The following is a 25,173-nucleotide window of genomic DNA, read 5'->3' as shown; positions in this document are numbered from 1 at the left end:
TCCCCTAGCCTTAAACAGCGAAGCTTGCAGACCATTGGTCTAACGTGTGTTGGAACGGTTTGATAAAGTGCTCTTCAGCGAATTTACCTTGCTTGATTGCTAGCTTGCTACGCTCTTCACGGTCGTACACGATTTGTGTAAGTGAGTGATCTGAGTTCTTTAAGTTTGGTTGGTAACGATTACCAGCAACCGCATTCGCATTGTAGATTTCTGGGCGGTAAATCTTTTGGAAAGTTTCCATCGTACTAATAGTGCTGATCAGTTCTAGGTTCGAGTAGTCGTTAAGCAGGTCACCAAAGAAGTAGAATGCCAACGGAGCAACACTATTTGGCGGCATGAAGTAACGTACTTCTAGGCCCATTTTCTTAAAGTATTGCTCAGTTAAAGATGATTCGTTTGGCTGATATTCGAAACCTAAAACTGGGTGTTGGTTGTCTGTGCGTTGGTATATTTTATTGTCTGATACGCTTAAGCAGATAACAGGTAGCTTTTTAAAGTTCGCTTTGTATGTGTCAGACTTAATGAACGATTTGAATAAATTGCCGTGTAGTTCACCGAAATTATCAGGAACGCTGAAGCCAGGTTTATCTTTATTATACTCTAACAATAAAACACTAAAATCGTAATCTCGCACGTATGAAGAGAAGTTATTCCCTACTACACCTTCAATGCGTTCATTGGTCGCGTGATCGACAATGTTAGTTTTCAATACTTCGATAGATGGGAAGTTTTCACCTTTGCCTTCAATGTCTATATCAACAGACACGATCTCCAGTTCAACAGAGTAGCGGTCTCGATTTGGGTTGTCCCAATTTGCTAAAGCATTGAAATTATTGTTAATCATGTTCAATGCGTTACGAAGATTTCTCTGACGGTTCTCACCACGCGCTAAGTTGGCAAAGTTAGTTGTAATACGCGTACTGTCTGAAGGGTGGTAATTTTCATCAAGTCCGATGCTTTTAATCGTAAAGTTAAAATCAGTAGTCATGTTGAGCGGTATCCTATTTCCTGAGTTGAAAGCTTATTTCCTTACTCTCTCTAGGCTTTCTGGATTATTTTTATAGTCCCAGTCATTAGTCACCACAGCTCTATTTAATAATTGAATAACTTCAAATTCCAATATAACTGTAATTGTTTCGCTAGATTTAGAGAAGAGTCTATTTTATAGCTCGAATCCAGGTTCGAAAAACAGTGGTAATCCTTCACATTGATTATGAGAAATATTCATGTAGTTATAGGGTGGCATTGATGTGCTACTCAGTTATATTACTTTATCCGATTTGATGATTTGCTTTATATGGAATGCAAACCCTAACAATTAATAGGAGATTAAGGGTGAGTGAAATAGTACTGATATTGTGTTGTGCTGTGTTAGGTAGCGGCGTTGGTTTCTTAGCTGGGCTATTGGGCATTGGCGGTGGTTTAGTCATCGTCCCTATCTTAAGCATTATATTGCTGCAGTTTGGCGTTTTGCCATCTGATCAAGTCGTGGTCGTAGCTATCGCAACTTCTTTAGCATCTATACTCTTTACTTCAACTTCTTCTGCTATTGCTCACCATAAAAATGGCAATGTTCCGTGGGACATCGCACCTTGGATTATGGTTGGTGTTGCTTCGGGCGCACTGATCAGTGGTTTTATGGCTGCGCAATTGCCAGACCAAGTCGTTAGAACCATTTTCGCTGTGAGTGTCTTTCTTATCGCGGTCAAAATGTTTCTTAGTAGTAAAAGTGACAATGCCCCTGAACGTACTTTACCTAATAAAGGTGTACTTACCATTCTCACCACCATTACTGGTGCCTTGTCTGCGATGATCGGTATCGGTGGCGGCGCTCTTTTGGTTCCTTTGTTGTCTTTCTTTTCTGTCAACGTCAAAAAGGCGATCGGTTGTGCATCGGCATGTGGGATCATCATCGCGCTGTTTGGGTCTGTCGGTTACGTGAGCTCTGGCCTTTCCTATTTTTCGTTAAGTGATGGTTTTGCCGGATTTGTTTACTTACCAGCCTTGCTTGGTATTGTTTCGACGTCATGGTTCACGGCGCCATTGGGAGCAAAGGCAACTAACCATCTTCCTGTTGCAACGATTAAGAAAATTTTTGCAGTACTTTTGGTTGTTATGGCCGCAAACATGGCGTTTAATTAGTTCCTCAAGTTTTAGTTGTATGCGAGGAGCTCTTCTTGGAATTCAAAGAAATCGAACCTAGCGAGGTTCCTTTTGATTTGCTGTTAGAAGCGGATCCATCCGAGGCGAGTATTTCCTCGTATCTATATAATTCTTTCTGCTTTATTGCTTGTGAAAATAATGAAGTATTAGGAGCTTGTATTGCTAAACCATTCACTTCTACCACTGTTGAGATTTTTAATGTCTCAGTACTGCCCAGTCATCAACGTCTTGGTATCGGTACAAAACTTTTAAAGTCGGTGCTTGCAGACTTACCAAACAAAGGTATCACTCGTATAGAGTTAGGAACGGGTACCTTTGGCTATCAATTAACGTATTACCAAAGATTGGGTTTTCGCGTTGATTCGGTATCTAAAGACTATTTCCTCATGAATTACAGCGACCCAATATTCGAAAACGGTATCCAGCATAAAGACATGCTCAGGCTGTATATTAACCTCTGATCATCATCTCAACTTACCATTTCGGCTCATTATTTAATTAACAGGCGAAACTCACCTCGTTTGAAGGAGTTTTTTATGTCGATCGTCGCCCCAATTATATAGTGTGATATAATTACAGTTATATCACACTTGTTTGCTAACATAGGCATTATGACGAACTCTAACTTCCCAACTCAACGACAAAGCCAAGTGACGCTGTCACCTGAACGTTCTCATAAAGAAACTGTCCAGAAGTGGGAAAAACAAAAAGAGAAGCTCAGTCGCTTTAAACTTAACTTTCCGAACCTTAACGAGAGTTTTGATCCGAATTGGACTGAGTTACCTCTAGTGCGAAAATACTTAGACGAGTTCGAAGAAAACCGTGGCGGATTGAGTATTCACACTTTAAAGATGTTAGCGTTCGTTGTTCGTAAATGGGATGACTACTGTAAAGACCAAAACGTTTATAGCTTTCCTATATACGCCCCAGTCCTATTAACTTGGTTCAAATCGCTTAAGCTAGAGTTCGATGTGAAGATCAATACGCTTAAACAATATAGAGCTCAGCTTAGTCTGTTCCACAAAATCATGAATACGGAAGACGTCACTAAACTACCAGCCATTGCCACCTTCTTTAAATCGTTGCCAAAAGATGAAATGGAAATTACCGGCTCGCAAGTTATCGAACTGCAAGCTAAACCATTTCGAAAACACCATTTGCTGCGATTGATGGATCTATGGGGCAATGAAAAACGGGCTGTACCTTATCGAGATCTTGCTGTTCTTACTGTCGCCTATGGCACCCTACTTCGTGAAGGCGAGATTGGTAAAATACGCAAAAAGCACGTTAAGTTTCTTGAAAATGGAGACATTAATATCGAACGTGTTACATCTAAAACCACAATCAGTCCAGAACCGAAGCGATTAACAGGCCGGTTTTCGGTGATTGTAAAACGCTATATTCATACCTATTGCCAGCCGCTGGATGAAGATGATTTTATCTTTTGTTGGTTAACCGTAAAAGGAGCAAGGCCAGCAGGCTATCGCCAAACTCCAATGTCGGGCATGACTATCGACCGTATTTATCAACGCGCCCACGATCTACTCGCTGGTTTAGGTGACATTGTCACATCAACAGAGGCTCATAGAAACATATGGAGTGGCCACTCTAGCCGTGTCGGTGCATTGCAAGATGGTTATCATGCTGGCTTAAATTTAACCCAGCTCATTCAACTTGGTGATTGGAAAAGTAATGAAATGGTACTTCGCTATTTGAGAGGTTTGAATAACCAAGACAGTCCAAACCTCATGCTCCAGGGTTAAAACGAATCCAATTAACCTTATTAAAACATTAGCTTACGCAAAATGCGTGTAAGTCTTTTATTCCGAGCTCCGCCACAGCAATAATCATCTCTGGTGACACATCATCCATAGAGTGAACTGACAAGCCATTGAGAAAAGTGGCCATAAAATGTGTCATCACTTGTGGGTCAGCGGATTCAATTAATTGGCCTTCATTTTGAGCTTTTGTGAACCTTGCTAGCAATATTTCACCCATCTCTTTTCGACAATCCATCATCGCCTGTTTTATCGGACTAGCATCCGTACTACATGCCAAGGCGCCCTGGATCATCAAACAACCTTTTGGCTTATCTTTACAGCTATGCGCTTGTGCGCTCCCAATGATGATGTCCGTGATCACCTTACGTATGTCAGCCTGTTCTAAGGCCTGATAAAAATATTCTGATTCACGGGCTTTATACATTTCGACCGCTTTAAGAAACAGTTGTTCTTTGTTGCCAAAGGCGGAATACATGCTGGGTTTATTGATGCCCATCGCCTTGGTCAAGTCAGAAAGAGATGTTCCCTCAAACCCTTGTTCCCAAAACACTTTTAATGCTTCTTCTAACGCCTTTTCTTGGTCAAAACTGCGTGGTCGACCTGCTGTACCGACTACCATAATCTAACTACCACTTATTCGTTCAATCCCCTAAATGGTAATGCGGCAGGCATACGTTGTCCATATGTTGTAACCATTCATTCTATAAATTTTACTTGATCAATATCAAAAGTCAGGATTATTATACCGATCGGTACAAAACTAACATAAGGATAGCGAGATGGTAGGCAAACACCTTAGAACGCCTCTTCTACTAATCTCATTTGCAGCGCCATTGGTGTTGTCTGGATGTCAAGATTCACGCGCCGAAGCACCTGCATCAGCGCCGCCACCACCAACGGTTGAAGTGGCACAAGTGCTTGTAGAACAGGTTACCGAACTTGATCAATACACTGGTCGATTAGAATCACCTCAAACCGTCACCGTGATGCCTCGTGTGTCGGGTTACGTAGACCGTGTTCACTTCCGCGAAGGCCATCTCGTAGAAGCTGGAGACGTGCTTTTCTCAATCGACAATCGTTTGTTTGTTGCTGAAGTTAACCGTTTGAAAGCGGAACTTAGCAGTGCTCAAACAAGCTTGAATCAAGCAATCAAAGATTATGAACGCGCACAAAGACTAAGCAAAACCAAAGCGATTTCACAAGAGACCGTTGATGCACGTTTTGCCGATCAACAGCGTAGTGTTGCAAGTGTTTCAGCCCTTAAAGCTGCTTTGGCCAAAGCGGAACTAGACCTTGAATTCACTCTGGTTCGCGCGCCGATTTCAGGCAAAGTTTCTTTCGCAGAAGTGACCAAAGGTAACTATGTAACTACGGGTCAAACCGTTCTTACGTCACTGGTATCTACTTCGAAAATGTACGCTTATTTCGACATTGATGAGCGTAGTTTCCTTAAATATCAAGAGCTTAATAACCTCATCTCAGCGGATGGTGAAATTGAAAATGTCGTCCAAATGTCGTTAGCTAACGATACCGATTTCCCTCATATCGGTTATATCGACTTTGTAGATAATGCGATTGACGAAGCAACGGGAACCATTCAAGTTCGCGCCGTTTTTGATAATGCGGATAAGAAATTTCTGCCGGGTATGTTCGCGAAAATGCGTATCGCTGGCTCGGATAGCTACCAAGGTGTGTTGATTGATAACAAAGCGATTGGTACCGACCTGAACAACAAGTATGTTTTGGTTTTAGGCGATGACAATATTGTCCAATACCGAGCAATCTCACTTGGTGAAGGCCTTAACGGTCTGCGCATTGTATTAGATGGCCTAAAAGGCGACGAAAAGATTGTCGTTAATGGCTTACAACGCGTGCGTGCCAACATGCCTGTTACGCCTGATGAAGTTGCAATGGCTGATGAAAACACCCTTGTCAATATTCGCCAGCAGCAAGCATTACGAGACCAGCAGCGCAGTGAACTACTGACTCTGCAAGTGAAGCAATAAAGGAACCGTTGCAATGTTTTCCCAGTTCTTTATTCGTCGGCCGATCTTTGCATCCGTCCTGTCGATACTCATATTCATCGGTGGTGCATTGTCTGTATGGCAACTGCCTATCACTGAATACCCTGAGGTTGTTCCTCCGACTGTCGTTGTAACAGCGACTTACCCGGGTGCGAACCCGAAAGTTATTGCGGATACCGTCGCGTCTCCCCTTGAAGAAGAGATTAATGGCGTAGAAGATATGCTGTATATGTCTTCTCAAGCGACTTCAGATGGCGTGATGACGTTAACCGTTACCTTCGCCATTGGTGCCGACGTAGACAAAGCGCAAACCCTAGTTCAAAGCCGTGTTGATCGTGCCCTACCTCGTTTGCCTGAAACTGTTCAGCGACTTGGTGTTGTGACGGAAAAGTCATCACCAGACTTAACCATGGTCGTTCACTTGGTGTCGCCTGATGAGCGCTATGACCTACTTTATCTTGCGAACTATGCAGCGCTTAACGTTAAGGATGAACTTGCCCGAATCGAAGGCGTTGGTGCCGTTCGCCTGTTTGGTGGTGGCGAATACAGCATGCGTATTTGGCTTGATCCCAACAAGGTCGCAAGCCTTGACCTCAATCCTAGTGAAGTGATTTCTGCGATTCGCGAGCAGAACAAACAAGCTGCAGCAGGTAGCCTTGGTGCTCAACCAAGTGGTTCGTCAGACTTCCAACTGCTTATTAATGTCAAAGGCCGTTTAAGCGAGGTTGAAGAGTTCGAGAACATCATCATCAAGGTTGGTGAAGATGGTCAGGTCAACCGTTTGAAGGATGTCGCTCGTATTGAATTAGGTGCCGAAACCTACTCACTTCGTTCACTACTTGATAACCAAGACGCCGTTGCAATTCCAATCTTCCAAGCTTCTGGTTCAAACGCGATTCAGATCTCTGATGACGTAAGAGCGAAAATGGAAGAGCTGTCAGCTAGCTTCCCTCAAGGTGTGAGCTACGAGATTGTTTACGACCCAACGGTATTTGTTCGTGGTTCTATTGAAGCGGTAGTGCAAACACTGCTTGAAGCGGTATTACTTGTTGTACTAGTTGTTGTCCTGTTCTTGCAAACTTGGCGCGCATCGATCATCCCATTAGTTGCGGTTCCAGTTTCACTAGTCGGTACATTCGCTTTCATGTACTTAATGGGCTTTTCTTTAAATGCTCTGTCACTATTTGGTCTGGTACTTGCTATCGGTATCGTTGTTGATGATGCGATCGTGGTGGTCGAAAACGTTGAGCGAAACATCGAAGAAGGTCTTGCTCCAATCGCGGCGACAGAAAAAGCGATGCGAGAAGTTACAGGCCCAATTGTTGCAACTACGTTGGTGCTCGCTGCGGTATTCATCCCGACTGCGTTTATGTCTGGTTTAACGGGTCAGTTCTATAAACAATTTGCGTTGACCATCACTATCTCGACATTTATTTCGGCAATCAACTCGCTGACTTTGAGTCCGGCTCTTTCTGCTCTGTTGTTACGTGGTCACGACCAACCGAAAGATTGGCTAACCCGTGCCATGGATGGTTTGTTTGGGCGCTTCGTATTTGCCCCATTCAATAAGCTATTTAACAAAGGTTCTATCGCTTACGGTTACGCGGTGAAGAAGAGCATTCGACTTGGCGCACTGATTGGGGTGATGTACGTTGGCCTGCTTGGCCTAACGGCTTACCAATTCGATCAGACTCCTACGGGTTATGTGCCGGGTCAAGATAAGCAGTACTTGGTTGCATTCGCGCAACTGCCAGACGCGGCTTCACTTGAGCGTACCGATGCGGTTATCCGTGAGATGTCTGAGATTGCTTTGGCACAACCAGGCGTTGAACACTCCGTGGCCTTCCCGGGTCTGAGCATTAACGGGTTCACCAATAGTCCAAACAGCGGCATCGTGTTCACTCCGTTGGCTGATTTCGACGAGCGTCAAGATCCGAGTCTTAGCGCAAATGCGATTGCAGGTCAGCTAAACCAAAAATTTGCTTCTATCCCTGATGCATTCATTGCGATCTTTCCACCACCACCGGTTCAAGGTCTGGGTACGATTGGCGGTTTCCGTTTGCAGATCCAAGATAGAGCGAACCACGGCTACGAAGCACTATACGGTGTCACTCAACAAGTGATCATGAAAGCATGGGCTCACCCAGCGTTAACTGGCGTGTTCTCAAGCTATCAAGTGAATGTTCCACAGTTAGACCTGGATGTTGACCGTACAAAAGCGCTCAAGCAAGACCTATCATTAGACGATGTTTTCTCGACTCTGCAATCCTACATGGGGAGCACGTACGTCAATGATATCAACCGCTTTGGTCGCACATACCAAGTAAACGTTCAGGCCGATGAAGAGTTCCGCCAAACACCAGAGCAGATTCGACAGCTAGAAGTTCGAAATGCGAACGGTGAAATGATTCCTTTGGGCGCGTTTGTTGATGTGAATTACAGTGCTGGTCCTGATCGTGTGATGCACTACAACGCTTACACCACAGCAGAAATCAATGGTAGCCCTATGCCAGGTTTCAGCTCAGGTGAAGCGCAAGCGGCGATTGAGCAGATCCTTGCAGAAACACTACCGATTGGCATGACTTACGAATGGACAGAGCTGACCTACCAACAGAAATTGGCTGGTGATACAGCTATGTTGATCTACCCATTGGTTATCTTGTTGGTGTTCCTAGTACTTGCTGCGCAATACGAAAGTATACGTCTTCCGATGGCAATCATCTTAATCATTCCTATGACGCTTCTATCGGCGATCAGCGGTGTGATTCTATGGGGTAGCGACAACAATATTTTCACTCAAATTGGTCTAATCGTACTGGTTGGTTTGGCAACTAAAAACGCCATCCTAATCGTAGAATTCGCCAAAGAGTTGCAAGACAAAGGTCGCACGGTGATGGAGGCTGTTCTTGAAGCATCACGCTTACGTCTTCGCCCAATCTTGATGACGTCGATTGCCTTCATCATGGGTGTGGTTCCAATGGTGTTCTCTACCGGTGCCGGTGCTGAAATGAGACAAGCAATGGGTATCGCTGTGTTCTCCGGCATGATTGGTGTAACCATATTCGGTCTGCTACTCACACCACTGTTCTACTACGTATTGGCTAAACGTACTCCTAAAGAGCAGAGTGACAACACAGAGCAAGTTGCACTAGAGCCGATTAACGAATCCACTGTCTAATCCTTTATTTTGAGTGATTAGAAAGGCAGCCCGTGCTATTTGGGGCTGCCTTTTTTTCGTTCTATGGCTTGATAGAACTATCTTCAGCTGCGCTTCAAAACTAACAGATTAAATCGTATTCATATAACGAGGAAGAGTAGAACTGTGCCATGATAAATAGTTGTGGTTAAGCTTGTACGAAGGTTTTCAAAGAGCTAGGAACAATAATCTTGTGTACTGGAGCCACGAAGAGCATGTACGCTTTACCCCAACGGTTATGTACGTGTACTACTGTCGTTGCATGCACGGTTACCTTCTCCCTTTGAGGATCCAACAAAAATGACACTCTCACGTCCAGATGCTTATCACGATCTTCCAGCACGATCTCATCGTCTGTATTGCTTACCAACGTAAAAATACCAAGGCGATCGCCAACCTTAAGGTGATCTGGTTCTATATCCATCGTGGCATCTTGTAGCCGACCTAAGTGCTTTAATCCAAACATCGACACTATCCTATTTCTCATGGCCATCAAGAAGGAGATCCAAGCAGGTGTTTGTTTTGCTATTTCAAGATAAACATCGAGGGCAGTCTGCCCCTTGTTGGGTACTTCACAAGAAAAGCTATCTGCGAAATATGAACCTTTCGCATAATTAAACAACGCAGAATTTTGGGGATTTCCATATGTGTTCCTGAAAAGTTGTGTGAACGCTCTAATTGATCAATTCTACAAGTATTCACCAACCACAGACATACAGTGTTTTACTGTATGCTCTTTTTCTCCGACGGGTGCTACATAATGAATAGCAGACTCGGCGTCTTGTTTACCTGATAACTTACTGATCACCCATGTAGCTAAGTATTTCGAAGACAAACAACCGCCTGCTGTCGCAACGTTTCCTTTGGCATAGAACGGCTGATCAAGAACAGAAACTCCAGATTCAATTACCCAAGGTTTCGTGGTTAAGTCGGTACAGGCTGGCACTTCATCCAACAAACCTAAAACAGACATCAACAGTGTACCTGAGCATTGCCCACCAATTAACTGGTTGTCTGGATTCAGTTTTAACTTAGATAATATGCTCTCATCACGCGCTATGTTTCGTGTCAGAGCACCGCTGCCGAATAGAATAACGTCTGCTTTGTTTGCAAACTCTAGAGTTTGTTGCGACCGGATGGTTACTCCATTCATTGAAGTAACGTACCGAGATGGGCTCGTGATTTGTACATTCCAACCGACGTCTTTCATCCTATTTAGAATGCCGGATACGATAAACGAATCTAATTCATTAAATCCGTCAAAAGTGAGTACTGCAATATCCATCTTTCACCTGCTTGGTTGATAAGTTCGGGTAAGTTGATAACGCATTTCTATTAGTTGGTGTTCACCTACAATCTCAACTTCCTGAACGAAGTTAAAACCAAATTTTTCATAATAGTTTCTCAAGTAGCTGTGCGCATGAATTTCAATTGACTCAACGCTTTGCTGCTCAGCGTAGTTAACCAACACTTTCACAACTTCTGACGCGATACCCTGACTACGGTATGCTTTTAATACGGCAACTCGCGCCATAACGGACGAACCATCTGGTTTAATTAGTAGTCGTGCTGTCGCTATCGCTTGATTGTCGTCCATAACGAGAGCATGAACTGACCTATTATCTAGACCATCGAAATCCAGTTCATTCGGAATACTCTGTTCTACACTAAACACCTGAAATCGTATAGCCTGAGCTTGTTCGATAATCTCACGAGACGTTCCAATGATCACTTCCATGTCATTTTTCCTTTTGGACAACTAAAGGCTTTCTAGGGGATAAGTCGTACTGACCTTTCTATTTTCATTACAGCTCTTGTTGCATGCGTAACTTGTTTATAAACGTATCCGCATTTTGAGGGCTTGTTATCCTAATAAACTCGATATGATTATACTTCGGGTCATTGAACAATTCGGTGTAACGAGCTCGATTTTTCTTGTATGTTTTCAGTGTCCAAAGAATGATTGAGTCTCTACTAAGAAAAGATTTTCTAAACGATTCAACGTTACCCGCTTTGCCCCATAATTCCTGCTTAGTCACAATGCGAGTCAAAGCCCTTTTCACGGCTTGGAATACTGTTCTTTGAAAAGAATAATCAACCCAAATGATGGTATCGGCTCTACTCCATTTGATTTCAGACGTTCGGTTGTAGTTACCATCTAGAACCCAACATTCGCCACTTAACTTTTCTATCAAGTTCTCAAAAAACTCTTCATCTGAAGGCTCTTGCCAATTTGGTTTCCAGAATATCTCATCCATCTCCAAATAAGGGCATCTTAGCTCTTGAGCAAGCTTGCGGCTGAAAGTACTTTTTCCACTACCGCTAGTGCCTATTACGTTGATTCTTTGCATCTGTTCTCCTTAGGAGTGAACACCTTACTATTGGAAGGAAAAATCATGGAAAAATTAAAACATAACGGTAAAAGCGCCAAGCATTATGAATCAACTTTAAGAGGTGAAGTTAGTTAATGCGGCAATTAGTCACTATTCACGATGCAGAGAATTGCCTAACCTTCAATCAAATAAGATTTCAGTTTTTCTCTAAGCCAGATATTTGAGGGGCTCTTCTTATCTCGATTATGGACGAAGAGTTGGTATTTAATCGGGAATGTCGAGAATGGCATCGGTATTATTTGCAGTCCTAGCTTATCAGCAAGTTCATTGGCCAAACTTCTTGTCATTGAAGCAATACAATCGCTACTCGATACCATCGACATTTGCCAAATGAGCGATGTGCATTCAGCAGCAACCTTTCTCTCTTTCAGGCTGACTTCGGTGAAATAGTCCGCCAAATACGCCTGCTCTCGACGCAACTTAAGCGTTATATGCTTCTCACGATAGAATTCATCTTGGGATATTGAACCAGTGATCCTCGGGTGACCTTTTCTCGCAATAATGCACATCTCGTCATCGAATAACGGCTCTGTAAAGAATGAGCTGGATGTGTGGTTTGAGAACTCAATTGCGAGATCAGCCTGCCTCTGGTTGAGGTCATCCATCAATTGTTCTTCATTAGAGCGCGTAGGATGAAGCTCAATCGTAACGTTACCCAACTGATTATCGGCTTCAATTTTCGTCATTAGTCTTAGCATCACTGGTTCCGATGTATACACTACAAATTTATGAGGCGTCTCGGTACTAAACTCTTCCAAGTTTTCCAGCGCGTTATTAATTTGTATCAACGCTGGCTCGACTTGACGAATCAGCTCTTGGGCTTGCCTTGTTGGTGCTATCCCTCTACCAGAGCGAATGAAAAGCTGACAGCCTACTTGTTGTTGCAATCGCTTGAGCAAACCGCTAACACCAGGTTGAGTCATCCCCATTTCGTCAGCAGCGAGTGTGATCGATTGATGGCGATAAACAGCGGAAAACACTCTAAGTAGGTTTAAATCGAATTTCTCTAGCATAGCTCATTACATAACAAATCGTGATGTTTGGAATTAATATTCGTTTATGTATTCTTATGTGTCAATCCTCTAAATTTGTCTCATACCAACTTGAGAGACAAAACGAGGTTCTCTATGAAAACGACTCTAAACCGTTCTGTACTATCCCTAGCTATCATCGTTTCTTTCAGCGCGACGGCCGACAACGAATATGAATCAATCGAGACATACAAAGGCAAACCTGCAACGGAACATACCATTGCAGCCAACAATGCACTGGCTGAAACACTGCCTTGGCAAGACACCTCAGCATTTGAGCGTTCAGAGCGAGGACTCATCGCAGCGTTTGGTGACCATCGTGTAGGTGAACTGCGTAATCGCATGTCTCACATGAACGTAGATAGCATTCGTGAAGACCGCCCGGATACCGTTAACCCGTCTATCTGGCGCCAAGGTCAAATGAACTATGCCTCAGGCGGCCTTTATCAAGTTACGGATGGTGTCTATCAAATTCGCGGTGCCGACCTCTCAAACATGACAATCTACCGCACTGACAACGGGTACCTTATCCACGATCCCCTGCTGCATGATGAAGTCGCAGAAGCAGCTTGGAACTTCGCGAAACAACACCTGCCAGCGGTCAACGGCGAACATAAGATCACCGGTATGATCTATTCACATACTCACGCCGACCACTTTGGTGGTTCAAGAGGCATCATTAACACGGGCGACTTTGTAGAAGGTGCGCCAGTTATTGTCCCTGGTGATTTCATCAAAGAGATGGCTGACGAAAACATCATGGCGGGTAACGCGATGTCACGTCGCGCACAATATCAATACGGCCAGTCTTTAGAAAATGACGCTACAGGTATTGTAGACAACGCACTTGGTATGGGTTTTGGTAAAGGAGCGGTAACGTTAGTAACACCAACAACAGAAATTGTTGAACGCGAAGAAACGCGTGTTATCGATGGCTTAGAGGTTCACTTTATCAACATGCCGGGTGCTGAAGCGCCAGTTGAAATCGTAAACTACGTACCCGCGTACCGTTCATTGAATACCGCTGAACTCACTTACGATGGACAGCACAACATTTACACATTCCGCGGCGCAAAAGTACGTGACTCGTTGGCTTGGTCTAAGTACCTAACTGAACTCAAGATGCGTTTCGTAGACTCTGGTCTTGTGGATAACATCCATTCTGCCCATTCCGCTCCGGTTTGGAACAACCCAGAAACCGAAGAGAATGAAATCGGCCACTACATGGAGATGCAACGTGATAACTATAGCTGGCTTCACAACAACTCGGTGCGTCTAGCCAACCACGGTGTGAAAATTGGCGATGTTGGTCGTTCAATTGAAGAGATTGTGCCTGAGTCACAGAAACAAAACTGGGCATCACGTGGCTATCATGGTTCATACAGCCACAATGCTCGAGCGATTGTAAACTTGTACTTGGGTTACCTAGACCTAAACCCAGTCAATATAAACCCACTTAAGTCAGTCGATAAATCTTGTACTTACGTGAACGCTGGTGGGGCAGATAATTTCTATAAGTCGGCTAAAGCTCACTTTGATTCAGGTAACTATCAGGAAGCCGGTCAGCTATTGAACGACTTAGTACTTTGTGAGCCAACTAATATCGAATACCGTGAATTATTGGCGGACACATTTGAACAACAAGGCTATCAGTCTGAAACGATGGCATGGCGTAACTCGTACTTGCAAGGTGCGGTGGAACTTCGTACGAATGAAATCGGAGAGTCTTTAAAGACAGCCTCTGAGGACGTTATCGCAAACACGCCGACAACAAACTTCTTGGACTTGGTAGGTGTGCAGCTAAATGGGCCAAAGGCCGAGACTGCAGGCTTGAACTTTAACATGGGGATTTATCACCCTGATATTGAAGAGCGCCATTACATCGAAGTCTCTAATGCTACCTTCTCTCACCTACCTGTGACTGAGTTAGGTTTAGAGAGTTCTATCCCAGCATTGGATACAGAAATCATTATTCACAAAGCCGATTTAACCAAAGTGATTACTGGCGAGACGACACTTGAAGCATTATTTGAGAGTGGTCAGGCTGGCCTACGTGGTGATGCGAAAAACCTACAAGACTTAGCGAGTTCTCTAGATAAATTCGACATGAAGTTCGATATTCTTCCGCTAAATCGTTAATAATAAGTTGCTGATTAAAAGCTAAAAGAGCCGCACTGCGGCTCTTTTTATTTTTAGGGGGAGAAAGAAAGGTCCAGAAAATTGCAACCACTTATATACAGAGCATGCTTCTGATAACGCGGTATAATCGAAGATTATAATTTAGGTAGTTGGTAGCGAGTACTTCGACCAGCACCAGTTTTCACAAGACACTGCTGCTCGACTAGAGTGGTTAAGTGACGAGTTGCCGTTGGTTTACTCACCTTGGCTACTTTATGATACTGAGATGTGTTGATGCCATCCGCAAAGTCACCATCAAGCATGCGATTGAGCACTTTAACTTGTTCCTCCACCAGCTTAGTTTGATCGACATGGCGCCAAAAGTTGGTCTTGAATACCGTTTGATCGATCTCTTTTAACACTTCATCGAACGTCTCATTCAGTGTATTGAAAAACCAAACAAGCCACGGAGTAATATCCAGAGACCCTTTCTGAGTTTGTTCTAGAATATCGTAATAGCTTTTACGATTGGCCAGTATGCCGACAGACATGGCGTAAAAGCGTACCGACTGCTGTTCTGCCTGTGCAAGTGCTAGGTCGGTAAGAAGACGGGTAATTCGACCATTTCCATCGTCAAGGGGATGTAGAGTCACAAACCACAAATGGGTGATCGCAGCTCTTATTAAAGGATCGAGCGATATCTCTTCTCTGGAATCGTTGAACCACTGGATGAATTGGTTTAACTCAGCATCAAGTACATCGCGGCTCGGCGCTTCAAAGTGAACGATTGGCCTATCTATTCTGCCAGAAACCACCTGCATTGGCGTGTCACCTCGTAGTTGACCGCCTATAACCGGGTTGAACATGGTGTAGCCTTCAGGAAAAAGCCTGTCATGCCAGTGTAGAATCCGGTCCAGTGTTAACGGCGTGCTCAGGTTTTCTACTGCATCAACCATGATTTCCGCCAAACCATCAGTCTGTTCAGTGGTAGGGAAGGGCCTTTCTTCTGATAAACCCAGTTTATTCGCCAATGAAGAACGCACTGAAAAAGCATTCAGCTTTTCTCCCTCTATGGCACTTGAGTGAACGATATTGGCAAGCAAGGTATCTAACATGCTCTCTGTCTGATCTTGAGAGTGGCTAAACATTTTTCCCAATAGGATCCCTTGGTTGAGACGCGTACGCCTTACCATTGGTTCTATAATATTGTTGTCCCAGTCAAACTGTGGCCAATTCGTTTGTTGCCAGATCCACATATCCATGCCTTGATTCGAAAAATTACCATAATCAAATCACATTATGATTTGTTTATATCACATAATCAAATCACAGATTGATTAGATTAATGCCATTATTCACATCATGAAACGCCAACCCAACCACCAAAATGAAAAATGCCACCCTCTTAAGGTGGCATATCATTCAATTACCGCTCGACACTGAATTACTCGTCACACTAGTTCCGTGACTACCGATTCACATGTTTAGCTCGTGAGTGGTTTACCTGCAGCTTCGATTACCTTCTTACCAGGTTTAACTATCAGCCCTATACCGATGAGGAAAAGAACACAGGCAACAACTTGCGCGGTACTTAGCATTTCATCGTACATGTAGTACCCAGATATCAAGGCAAAAACAGGTACCAACAGAGTCATCGGTGCGGTCGTGCTCAATGGGTATCGAATTAATAATCGATTCCAGACCCAGTAACCAAACAGCGTGGTTGGATAAGCTTGGAACAGTACAGCAATCGTCGTATTCATATCCCACACTTCAAATGCTTCTGTCACGATGTTTGGTCCGTAAATACTTACCGCAAACATAACCAATGGAATAGGCGCGAATAACATTCCCCATACATTGAACGCAAAGGCTTGAGTGGTTTTAGACGCTTTAACGATCATCCCCATAATGGTCCAGCAAGTCGCCGCAATCATGATGAAGATACCGCCTTGCAACGTCACATTACCGTTGGTCGCTGAAACAAGGACCATCAGTGCAATGAGTGCTGTTATCGCACCAACAACTTTCCTTTTTGATGCCGCCTCTTTATGAATAAATACCCCTACAGCCATGCTGATGAGCGCATTTGACGATAGCAAAACCGATGACATGCCAGATGATAAGCCTGCTGTAATCGACCACGACGCCATGCCCCAGATACCAACACCAAAAACTACCCCGTAACTAAACAGATAGCGCCATGCAACGTTTGGCCTGCGAATGAAAAAAATCGCAGGAATCACCGCCAACGTGAATCGCGCAGCCGTCGCTAATAGAGGGTGAACCTCCGTGATGCCCATTTTGATCATCGAAAAGTTGAAGCCCCAAATTGCCATCACAAAGATTGCCAAAAATAAATCGTTTCTAACCATAAACTGCCCTCCTTCTTCTTTAAAAAAGAGTATCAATCAAGTACAGTTTCCAGTACAGATACAGTTTTTAACAAAAAAATAAGTACAGTTGGCATCTATGAGTCTTTACAAAACATTGGCGAGTCAGTTTGTTCAAGAAATTGAAGATGGGAAATTAAGCGAAGGGAGTCGTATGCCCTCTTTGCGACAATTAGCGAGGCAACAAGCCGTGAGCATGTCGACTGCGGTCAGTTGTTATCAAGAATTGGAGTCTCAGGGCTGGATCCACTCTCGCCCACAAGCGGGCTACTACATTTCTGCGCGAAGTAAAAAGCACAACACGCCTGAGTGGACGCAGTTTGTCAGTAAAGTCTCTCAAGTGCACCAAAGCTTCTCTATTCACTCCCCTTACAACGGGCCACTTGGTATATCCAGCACGACGATTGATGACACCGCGCTGCTCGAGCTCGAACGTAGCTTTCGCCGGTCGAGCAAGCGACTAGGCAGTCGACTGAATCATTACCCTCACACTCAAGGCGACCCGTCATTGTGTGATGCTTTGAGCGTTCATTTTTCAAAGTTGGGAATTCATATCAACCCTCAAGACCTTGTCATTACATCCGGTTGTATGCCCGCAATTAAGGCTGCGCTTGAAGCATGTACCCAAGTTGGCGATGCTATAGCCATCAGCTCTCCGTGTTTTAGTGGGATATTGGATCTATTAGGGAAAATGGGGAGGCGGATTGTCGAGATCCCTTCAATCGATGAAGGAATCGACCTTGCACAGCTTGAATTGCATTTGCAGCAAGGGAGCGTTAAGGCTGGCATCTTTTGTACGTCGCACATGAATCCACAAGGTATCACTATGACTGCTCAGCAAAAACAGAAACTTGCCGAGCTTGCTAATCATTACCAAGTGCCGATGATCGAAGACGACGTATATTTAGAGCTATCTTATTCAGAGCACACTCCTTTACCTGCCAAATATTATGATTCAAATGGCTACATACTTTGGTGCGGTTCGATTTCTAAAAGCTTATCGCCAAGCTATCGTCTTGGTTGGTGTCTACCAGGTCGCTATACCGACAGCTATCGCCAGCAACATTCTGCATCATGTTTTGGTGTATCACTGCCTATCCAACTTGCAGTGGCTGACTTTATTGAATCGGGTAACTACGCCAAGCAGTTAAAGCGCCGTAGAACGAAGCTACTTAGTTTACGGCAGTCTTATCTCAACTATTTATCCGAGCGTTTACCAAGCGGGGTTAACATAAGCCAACCGCAAGGAGGAATGGTGCTGTGGTTACAAGTCCCAAAACTCAACCTCGAAAGATTCACCGCGTTGATTGAGGAACATAAAATCGATATTCGATTAGGTCAGCTATTTAGCACGCTACCACTCTACAACGACTGTTTTAGGATCAATATTGGTTTCGACCTAACTGAAGATGTGAAAAGGGAAATAGACTTATTGGCGGATGCGATTAGAAACTCGCGTTAACGACCCAACTCGTTAAGCCATTAACTCACAGATAAAAAGTGGGCGTACAAGACACCCACTTTTTAAATGGAATCGTATTTTCTTAGATAAACACTCTCGCTCGAATACCAAATACCCATGCACTGCTTTCACTTGAGAAGGCGGGATCCTTGATGTATTGAATGTCGGGTGTGATCTGTAGGTGATCGCCAAATTGCATGTTGTAGTAAAGCTCTGCCGCCACCTGGTCTTCGCCAGCATTCAAGAAAGCCTGCAATGTATCGCTGTTTGTTTCAGACCAGTTCACTGCAAAACCTAAATTGTTATTAGGCTGACCCAAACCAAAATAGCCTAAACCAACCGAAAGCGACTTATCGTATAAGGCGACATCGCCCTCTGATAATCCACCGCGTACGAATGGCATGATTTGCGGTGTAACAAACTGGCTCCAAGAAAAATTAATACCTTTTCCAGGCTCCCCTCCAACGACAGTACCATCAGGCAAAACCGTTGAGGAGAGACTATGTCGAGAGCCTTCATCCATGTGCCACAAGGTCACGTGAAAATTATCGGTATAGATCTGCTCTTGTGACGCTGTCCAACCCAACTCTAAAGTCGTGAATAAAGTGGTGTCGTTAAACAAGGTATCGAAGCCTTCGAAGATATCATCTGACTTACCTTTCGCATCAGCGATACCACCAACAACATAGAAGTTATCTCCTATCATGTGTCCAACAGACAAAGCTAAAATGCCATCATCTGGTAATCCCATGGCGCCTGAACCCGTCGAGAACGCGAGGTTGGTAAAACCAGACCAAGGGCTTGCAAGCGCGTAAACATCGACATAGTTGGTCACATCTTGCCAGCCGACAATAACGGTGCCCTTGCCATCGTTGATCTTCTGTTTCCAGTTAAGATCGGTGACACGAAACCCTTGATCGCTAAACGCAGGGGCGATCATCCCAGCATATCCGATTTGACCTTCTCCAAGCCAAGCGAATTGCTTAGGAGAGGTGTCCGTATATGAGTGTCGATGCTCAACTTTCCAAACCAAACTGCCGCTATTATCTGTTCCTTTACCAGTAAGATTCCAAGAACCATATAAACGCGCGACTCCAGAAGCAGCACTGGTCAAGTCTCCTGTTTTTCCATCAGACGACTGCACTCTTAAAGCAAAGTAATCTGCACCAAACGTAAAACCGTCTGCCGCTAATGACTCCCGCCAATCAAGTTGTTGAGACTTTTGTTGAGCTATCGTGTTTTCCACTGAATCAGGGCTTTCGAAATTAGCCGCGAAGCTAGATGATGCGGCCAAAGCAGCTACGATCGCCAAGTTTAAAGTCGACAATTTCCTATTCATTTAACTCTCTCTTTTTATCTCGTTGTCTATCGGTCAGTTTAGAAAGTCACGCTTTTAAATTTGTGCATAACACGACAGCAACGCAGGTATCACGCTACTTTTTTCTTGCTAGTCCTGTTATCCAAACCACTGCTTGTTTAAGAAGGAAAGTGCATCATACTCATTAAGTGTAGGAGGAAGTGGCCACTTGATGACATTAAGTGAACTTTCTGTTTGAAGATGAGATATTTTGGATTTTTATCGACTTATCAATCCTTTGCTATCACACTAAGAAAGGTATTAATCAAATCACATAATAACGAAGGCGTGACCCACTCCATGACGCTAAAAGAGATCCTTCAAGTTCGTAATGTCCGCTACTTCCTGATGTTTAGAAGTAGTTACTTCGCTCGCTTTTACTATCCGGTCTTTACACTACTCTACTTAGATTACGGCCTAACACTGTCTCAGTTTGCCATGCTTAACGTAGTGTGGGCGGCAACCATCGTGCTTGCTGAAGTCCCATCGGGTGCATTTGCAGATACGCTCGGGCGTAAAAAGCTGGTGGTGCTGTCATCGATCGTGATGTTTATTGAAATCGCCATGATAGCCTTCGTACCTACGGGGAATCCGAGTCTAGTGTTTATCGTCTTTTTAATAAACCGGGTACTGAGTGGACTCGCGATGGCGCTTGCGAGTGGTGCAGATGAAGCGTTGGCTTATGACACCTTGAAGGATCAAGGTCATGAAGAATTGTGGCCTAGAGTGCTGCAAATCCAACTGCGAATCGCTTCAACGGTCGGTATTTTTGTCACCTTAGTCGGCGCTGCAATGTACGACGTTAACTTTATGTCTGGTGTTTATCTGGTTCTTGGGTTCGACGCTCCCCAGAACACCCAAGATATTATGCGTACTCCTGTTTACGCTACGCTTATCGTCGCCCTGATCGCAATCTATGCTGCATTCAGCATGGAAGAAGAGCGCAAGCCTACTCCACAAGGTAGCAACAAGTTAACCAGCACAATCGAAAGCATGAAGCTCACATTGAATACGGGGAAGTGGGTATTATCGACCCCTTACGTGCTATTTATCATGCTTTACTACAGCTTGTTTGAACATACATCTCGCATGTTCTTGACCATGAACAGCCAATATTACACGGCCATTGATATCCCTATTATCTATTTTGGTTTGATTGGTGCAGGTGTGAGTCTGCTTAAAATCATCATGGCGGGTCAAAGTCGACGATTAGCCGAAAGCATGGCACCTAAGGCGTTCATTTTGATCATGGGTGTGGCAAGTATGGCGACTTACTATTGGATCAGCTTAGGTTGGTCTATCTATGGTGTGATTCCAGCGTTAGTGCTGATCTTCATCATCATGACGATGAACATATTCATCAGCTATCACCTTAACAAACAGACCGAATCCCATAACCGAGCTACAGTTCTTAGCTTCAAGGGGCTTATGTTTAACGTGGGTTACGGTTTAATTGGTGTTCTCTACGCCTACTATTACAAGCTCCTGTCGAAGAACTACACTAACGAAGAGATAGAGCAGCACATAGACTTCATCGCGTCGCTCTCATCGTTTTTCTACTACTTCACGTTCCTATTCATCGCCATTAGCGTCGCCTTCTATTTGAAAGACAGAAAGCGAGCCATTTTTTAAAACTCTTATTCAACGCCAGTGTCTATGTCTTCCACTCGCAAATACTAGGCACTGCCGGCATCTAAATGCAATTTGTACTTAAGTTACTCAGGCAAGCGCAGCTCAATCTGCTTCAATAGCTCTTGGATACCCTTCTTATCATAGGTTTGCTTCGTTTTAGGTTGGCTACTTTTACGAACAATTAATTCCACGGGAATACGGGTTTGTTTGAATTGAATTGGCGTGTTTGACGGATGGTTTTTTAGATCAACTGCTTGAATAACACACTGTTCGCCAATGACTGTGAAGTCTTGCTTAACTGTCGTTAGAGGTGGATTGAAATACGCACTGTCGGTGATGCCATCAAACCCAACAACCGCGACCTGATCGGGTACCTTGATGTTAAACTCATCCAATGCTCTCAGTACTCCAAGTGCCATTTGATCACTGGCGACAACCACGGCATCAAAACTCTGTTGTTTACCAATCGCTTGACTGATCGCAAGGTAACCACTTTGAGCTTGCCAGTCCCCTCGATAGCAATCTACGGCTTTGGTTTCTGATACATCGATTTCCGCTAGCCAAGATTGCCGACGAATATTGGCCGCTGTTGACGCCTCTGGCCCCGCAACCAACAAAAACTGGCTTCGTCCTGTCTCTACCAAGTGCTTGACCACTTCAGAAGCTCCAATAGCATGCTCACCATGAACAAAGTGCACTGGAGTACCATCGGGCACGTCGATAAAGATCAAATGTAAGCTTGGAAACTGCTCCGCCAAGACCACAGCATCGTCTTTGCTAAGTGGCACGTTGAGGATAATGCAGTCAACCTGCTGAGCAATCAACTCTCTCATCGCACCTTGAATACTGGATAATCTAGGCTCGGAAACAACAGAAAAAGCAGTACCAAAATTCAATTCATGCGCTTTTCTTCTGACACCATTGGCGATAAGTGCGGCGCCATGCAAAGCCATATCTAGTGTCACTAGGCCAATATTGGTCGATTTCGCTCGACTCAACATCTGCGCTCCCTTATTGGGTACATAACCTAGCTGCTTGATCGCCTTATTCACTTTAATACGAGTGGATTCAGCAACGCTGTCTGACCCATTCGTCACTCGAGATACAGTTTGAGTCGATACACCCGCCAGTTTTGCTACATCTTTAAAAGTTACATTCATTGTCTTTTCTAATGCTCTTTGCTGTCTTAGTTCAACTCTAACAGATGGGGTTCAACAATAACGTCACACGCCTCTCAAAATGTTTGCGAAAACATTAATTTCTGTTCCCGAAAACAGTCGATCTAGACCTAATTTAAGTAATTTCAAAGCCGCTTTAGATCACACTTAAGCGGCATTTAAGTTCTAAAAGTCATAGATAGGCGCAATATATATTTCAGAAAACATGTTCACGCAAACAAATAGCAGAGCGAGCAAATAATGAGTGGGTTTGTCCATTTACAAAGCAAAAATCACAGCTTGATCATCAAAACTGACCGAGTGCCAGAGATCCTTCATTGGGGTTCCAAGATTGCCCAGATAGACGAAGACCTATTGCTTTCAACAGAGCGCCCGATTTCCCAAGCTCGTTTAGATGTCGATGTCCCTTTGTCTCTGTGTCCTGAACTGGGTAGCGGTCACTTTAACGCACCGGGCATTGAAGGCCATCGCGACGGCTACGATTGGGCACCTGTATTCAAACTAGCATCGACTCAAGTTGAAGCAAACCAAGTGACATTTGGTATGGTTGATGACGTTTCGAATCTTGAACTGACTGTTGAGCTTAAATTGAACTTCGATACTGATGTTGTTCAGAAACGTATTAGCGTTAAAAACCTCGGCGACAGCAAATATTATCTTGGCAAACTCTCTTCAACTTTGCCTTTACCAAACCACGCCAACGAATTAATGACTTTTCATGGCCGTTGGTGTCACGAGTTCCAAACACAGCGACAACGCTTTGAGCATGGCGGCTTCATGCAAGAAAACCGTCGTGGGCGTACTTCTCATGAAAACTTCCCAGGCCTGTTTGTGGGCACGAATGGGTTCAGTGAACAGCTTGGTCAAGTATGGGGTTTCCACCTTGGTTGGAGTGGTAACCACCAAATGCGTGCGGATGTTCGCAGTGACGGTCGCCGCTTTGTTCAAGCTGGTGAGCTGTTACTGGCTGGTGAATCGATCCTTGAAGCTCAAGGTGAATACCAAACTCCATGGCTGTATGGGTGCTACAGCAATACTGGCCTAAATGGTATTTCTCAACGCTTCCAACAATTTGTTCGCGATAACATTGTTAAGTTCCCTGTCAACAAACCACGCCCTGTACACCTAAACACATGGGAAGGCATTTACTTCGATCACAAACCTGAATACATCATGCAAATGGCAACAGAAGCGGCCGAAATGGGTGTAGAACGCTTCATCATTGATGATGGCTGGTTCATTGGTCGTGACGGTGAACGAGCAGCTTTAGGTGACTGGTATTTAGATGAAAAGAAATACCCTAATGGTTTAGAACCGGTGATCAATCATGTGAACCAGCAAGGAATGGAGTTTGGTCTCTGGGTAGAACCTGAGATGGTAAGCCAAGATTCGAACCTGTATCGCAACCACCCTAATTGGGTTCTGGGACTACAAGGTTACCACCAGCCTTCTGGTCGCTGGCAATATGTACTCGACCTACAGAATGAAGCTTGCTTCAACTATCTGTTTGAGCGCCTAAATGACCTACTCACACGCTACAACATTACTTACTTGAAGTGGGACATGAACCGTGAACTGGTTCAGCCCGGCCATCAAGGTCGCCCAGCTGTACATGGTCAAACGCAAGCGCTATATCGCCTTGTCGATGAGCTAAACAGAGCACACCCAGAAGTGGAAATTGAATCTTGCTCTTCTGGCGGTGGTCGTATCGATTTCGAAATTCTTAAACGCACGCAACGTTTCTGGGCATCAGATTGTAATGATGCGTTAGAGCGTCAAGCCATTCAAAAAGGCATGAGCTATTTCTTCCCACCGGAAGTGATGGGCGCGCACATCGGCCCTGCAGAGTGTCACTCGACCAATCGTCGCCATGGAATAAACATGCGTGGTGTTACCGCGCTGGGTGGTCACATGGGTGTTGAGCTTGATCCGGTGAAAGAATCAAAAGAAGAGAAAGAAGCGTTTTCTCGCTATATCGCGCTTCATAAAGAGTATCGTCACCTTCTTCATGGCGGCCGCAGTTTCCGTATCGATCCAGCAGACAAGAACCAGAACATTTACGGCGTCGAGAGTGACGATGAAATGTTGATCACTGTGTGCCAATTAGCAATGCCAGATCATGCGCTGCCATCACCGTTGAGAATTAGCTGCGCGGATATCAACGCCAAGTATCAAGTAAAGTTGGTGGAGATGCCTCAAACCAGTTTCCAACTCATGAAGCAACGTCCTAAGTGGCTAGATAAAACACTCACACTCAGTGGCGACAACCTGAAGGAAATCGGCGTGACATTGCCAATTCTCGACCCCGAATCAGCACTGATAGTACACCTACAAAAAATCTAATTCGTCGTCAGTCATAACAAAACATCGGGCAAAGGCGGTTGTGAAAATCATCACGACGCCTCTGCCTGACAGGATAACTACATTCAAAATTCCAATAATTTA

At 44.3% G+C, this 25,173-nt stretch carries 20 protein-coding genes; 9 read left to right on the top strand and 11 right to left on the bottom strand.

Annotation, left to right across the window (positions count from 1 at the left end; all coding sequences use genetic code 11):
- Positions 1-10: 10 nt before the first annotated feature.
- A complete protein-coding gene (locus VFDL14_RS12810) occupies positions 11-988 on the bottom strand; it encodes a DUF1852 domain-containing protein (RefSeq protein WP_032550969.1) in 978 nt (325 codons plus the stop codon).
- A 347-nt stretch (positions 989-1,335) separates the two neighbouring features.
- Here VFDL14_RS12810 and VFDL14_RS12815 point away from each other — a divergent pair, with 347 nt between their 5' ends.
- The 3 genes from VFDL14_RS12815 to VFDL14_RS12825 all read left to right on the top strand — a co-directional run bounded on the left by VFDL14_RS12815 (position 1,336) and on the right by VFDL14_RS12825 (position 3,926).
- On the top strand, positions 1,336-2,142 hold the full coding sequence (locus VFDL14_RS12815; protein WP_032550968.1) for a sulfite exporter TauE/SafE family protein: 807 nt from the start codon (positions 1,336-1,338) through the stop codon (positions 2,140-2,142).
- A gap of 35 nt (positions 2,143-2,177) precedes the next feature.
- Entirely contained in the window at positions 2,178-2,624 is a 447-nt protein-coding gene (locus VFDL14_RS12820) for a GNAT family N-acetyltransferase (RefSeq protein ID WP_032550967.1), read from the top strand.
- Positions 2,625-2,774: 150 nt separating this feature from the next.
- Positions 2,775-3,926: a tyrosine-type recombinase/integrase gene (locus tag VFDL14_RS12825; RefSeq protein WP_032550966.1), complete on the top strand. Its 1,152-nt coding sequence runs from the start codon at positions 2,775-2,777 to the stop codon at positions 3,924-3,926.
- Between the two features lie 28 nt (positions 3,927-3,954).
- Here the strand turns inward: VFDL14_RS12825 and VFDL14_RS12830 are convergent, their stop codons facing one another.
- A complete protein-coding gene (locus tag VFDL14_RS12830; protein WP_032550964.1) occupies positions 3,955-4,563 on the bottom strand; it encodes a TetR/AcrR family transcriptional regulator in 609 nt (202 codons plus the stop codon).
- Between the two features lie 160 nt (positions 4,564-4,723).
- Here VFDL14_RS12830 and VFDL14_RS12835 point away from each other — a divergent pair, with 160 nt between their 5' ends.
- Entirely contained in the window at positions 4,724-5,950 is a 1,227-nt protein-coding gene (locus VFDL14_RS12835) for an efflux RND transporter periplasmic adaptor subunit (RefSeq protein ID WP_032550963.1), read from the top strand.
- Between the two features lie 13 nt (positions 5,951-5,963).
- The gene (locus tag VFDL14_RS12840) at positions 5,964-9,146 is read left to right on the top strand and encodes an efflux RND transporter permease subunit (RefSeq protein ID WP_032550962.1); all 3,183 of its coding nucleotides are present in this window, start codon (positions 5,964-5,966) and stop codon (positions 9,144-9,146) included.
- Positions 9,147-9,312: 166 nt separating this feature from the next.
- On the opposite strand, the gene VFDL14_RS12845 is transcribed toward VFDL14_RS12840, so the two are convergent.
- The 5 genes from VFDL14_RS12845 to VFDL14_RS12865 all read right to left on the bottom strand — a co-directional run bounded on the left by VFDL14_RS12845 (position 9,313) and on the right by VFDL14_RS12865 (position 12,570).
- Positions 9,313-9,843, bottom strand: a complete 531-nt coding sequence (locus VFDL14_RS12845; protein ID WP_050487408.1) for a DUF2867 domain-containing protein — start codon at positions 9,841-9,843, stop codon at positions 9,313-9,315.
- Positions 9,844-9,852: 9 nt separating this feature from the next.
- Entirely contained in the window at positions 9,853-10,449 is a 597-nt protein-coding gene (locus VFDL14_RS12850) for a DJ-1/PfpI family protein (protein ID WP_032550960.1), read from the bottom strand.
- 3 nt (positions 10,450-10,452) lie between these two features.
- The gene (locus VFDL14_RS12855; RefSeq protein WP_032550959.1) at positions 10,453-10,902 is read right to left on the bottom strand and encodes a GNAT family N-acetyltransferase; all 450 of its coding nucleotides are present in this window, start codon (positions 10,900-10,902) and stop codon (positions 10,453-10,455) included.
- Between the two features lie 67 nt (positions 10,903-10,969).
- Positions 10,970-11,515 (bottom strand): shikimate kinase, encoded by a 546-nt coding sequence (locus tag VFDL14_RS12860; protein ID WP_032550958.1) that lies wholly within the window; start codon positions 11,513-11,515, stop codon positions 10,970-10,972.
- A 155-nt stretch (positions 11,516-11,670) separates the two neighbouring features.
- Positions 11,671-12,570, bottom strand: a complete 900-nt coding sequence (locus VFDL14_RS12865; protein ID WP_032550957.1) for a LysR family transcriptional regulator — start codon at positions 12,568-12,570, stop codon at positions 11,671-11,673.
- A 114-nt stretch (positions 12,571-12,684) separates the two neighbouring features.
- Between VFDL14_RS12865 and VFDL14_RS12870 the strand changes: the two genes are divergently transcribed.
- Complete coding sequence (locus VFDL14_RS12870) at positions 12,685-14,727, top strand: alkyl/aryl-sulfatase (protein WP_032550955.1); 2,043 nt, start codon at positions 12,685-12,687, stop codon at positions 14,725-14,727.
- 134 nt (positions 14,728-14,861) lie between these two features.
- On the opposite strand, the gene VFDL14_RS12875 is transcribed toward VFDL14_RS12870, so the two are convergent.
- Complete coding sequence (locus VFDL14_RS12875) at positions 14,862-15,962, bottom strand: Fic family protein (RefSeq protein WP_032550954.1); 1,101 nt, start codon at positions 15,960-15,962, stop codon at positions 14,862-14,864.
- 228 nt (positions 15,963-16,190) lie between these two features.
- Positions 16,191-17,081, bottom strand: a complete 891-nt coding sequence (locus tag VFDL14_RS12880) for an EamA family transporter (protein ID WP_032550953.1) — start codon at positions 17,079-17,081, stop codon at positions 16,191-16,193.
- A 97-nt stretch (positions 17,082-17,178) separates the two neighbouring features.
- Between VFDL14_RS12880 and VFDL14_RS12885 the strand changes: the two genes are divergently transcribed.
- The gene (locus tag VFDL14_RS12885; protein ID WP_032550952.1) at positions 17,179-18,561 is read left to right on the top strand and encodes a PLP-dependent aminotransferase family protein; all 1,383 of its coding nucleotides are present in this window, start codon (positions 17,179-17,181) and stop codon (positions 18,559-18,561) included.
- An 82-nt stretch (positions 18,562-18,643) separates the two neighbouring features.
- On the opposite strand, the gene VFDL14_RS12890 is transcribed toward VFDL14_RS12885, so the two are convergent.
- A complete protein-coding gene (locus VFDL14_RS12890; protein ID WP_032550951.1) occupies positions 18,644-19,900 on the bottom strand; it encodes a carbohydrate porin in 1,257 nt (418 codons plus the stop codon).
- A gap of 318 nt (positions 19,901-20,218) precedes the next feature.
- On the opposite strand from VFDL14_RS12890, the gene VFDL14_RS12895 reads away from it, so the two are divergent.
- Positions 20,219-21,550: an MFS transporter gene (locus VFDL14_RS12895; RefSeq protein WP_032550949.1), complete on the top strand. Its 1,332-nt coding sequence runs from the start codon at positions 20,219-20,221 to the stop codon at positions 21,548-21,550.
- A gap of 83 nt (positions 21,551-21,633) precedes the next feature.
- On the opposite strand, the gene VFDL14_RS12900 is transcribed toward VFDL14_RS12895, so the two are convergent.
- On the bottom strand, positions 21,634-22,710 hold the full coding sequence (locus tag VFDL14_RS12900) for a LacI family DNA-binding transcriptional regulator (RefSeq protein ID WP_032550947.1): 1,077 nt from the start codon (positions 22,708-22,710) through the stop codon (positions 21,634-21,636).
- A gap of 258 nt (positions 22,711-22,968) precedes the next feature.
- On the opposite strand from VFDL14_RS12900, the gene VFDL14_RS12905 reads away from it, so the two are divergent.
- On the top strand, positions 22,969-25,071 hold the full coding sequence (locus tag VFDL14_RS12905) for an alpha-galactosidase (RefSeq protein WP_032550946.1): 2,103 nt from the start codon (positions 22,969-22,971) through the stop codon (positions 25,069-25,071).
- Positions 25,072-25,173: the final 102 nt, after the last annotated feature.

Origin of the sequence: Vibrio fortis (assembly GCF_000695685.1) — a bacterium.
Classification (GTDB): domain Bacteria; phylum Pseudomonadota; class Gammaproteobacteria; order Enterobacterales; family Vibrionaceae; genus Vibrio; species Vibrio fortis_A.
The sequence above is the reverse complement of the archived record's forward strand: the minus strand, read 5'-3'. Positions and strand labels throughout refer to the sequence as shown.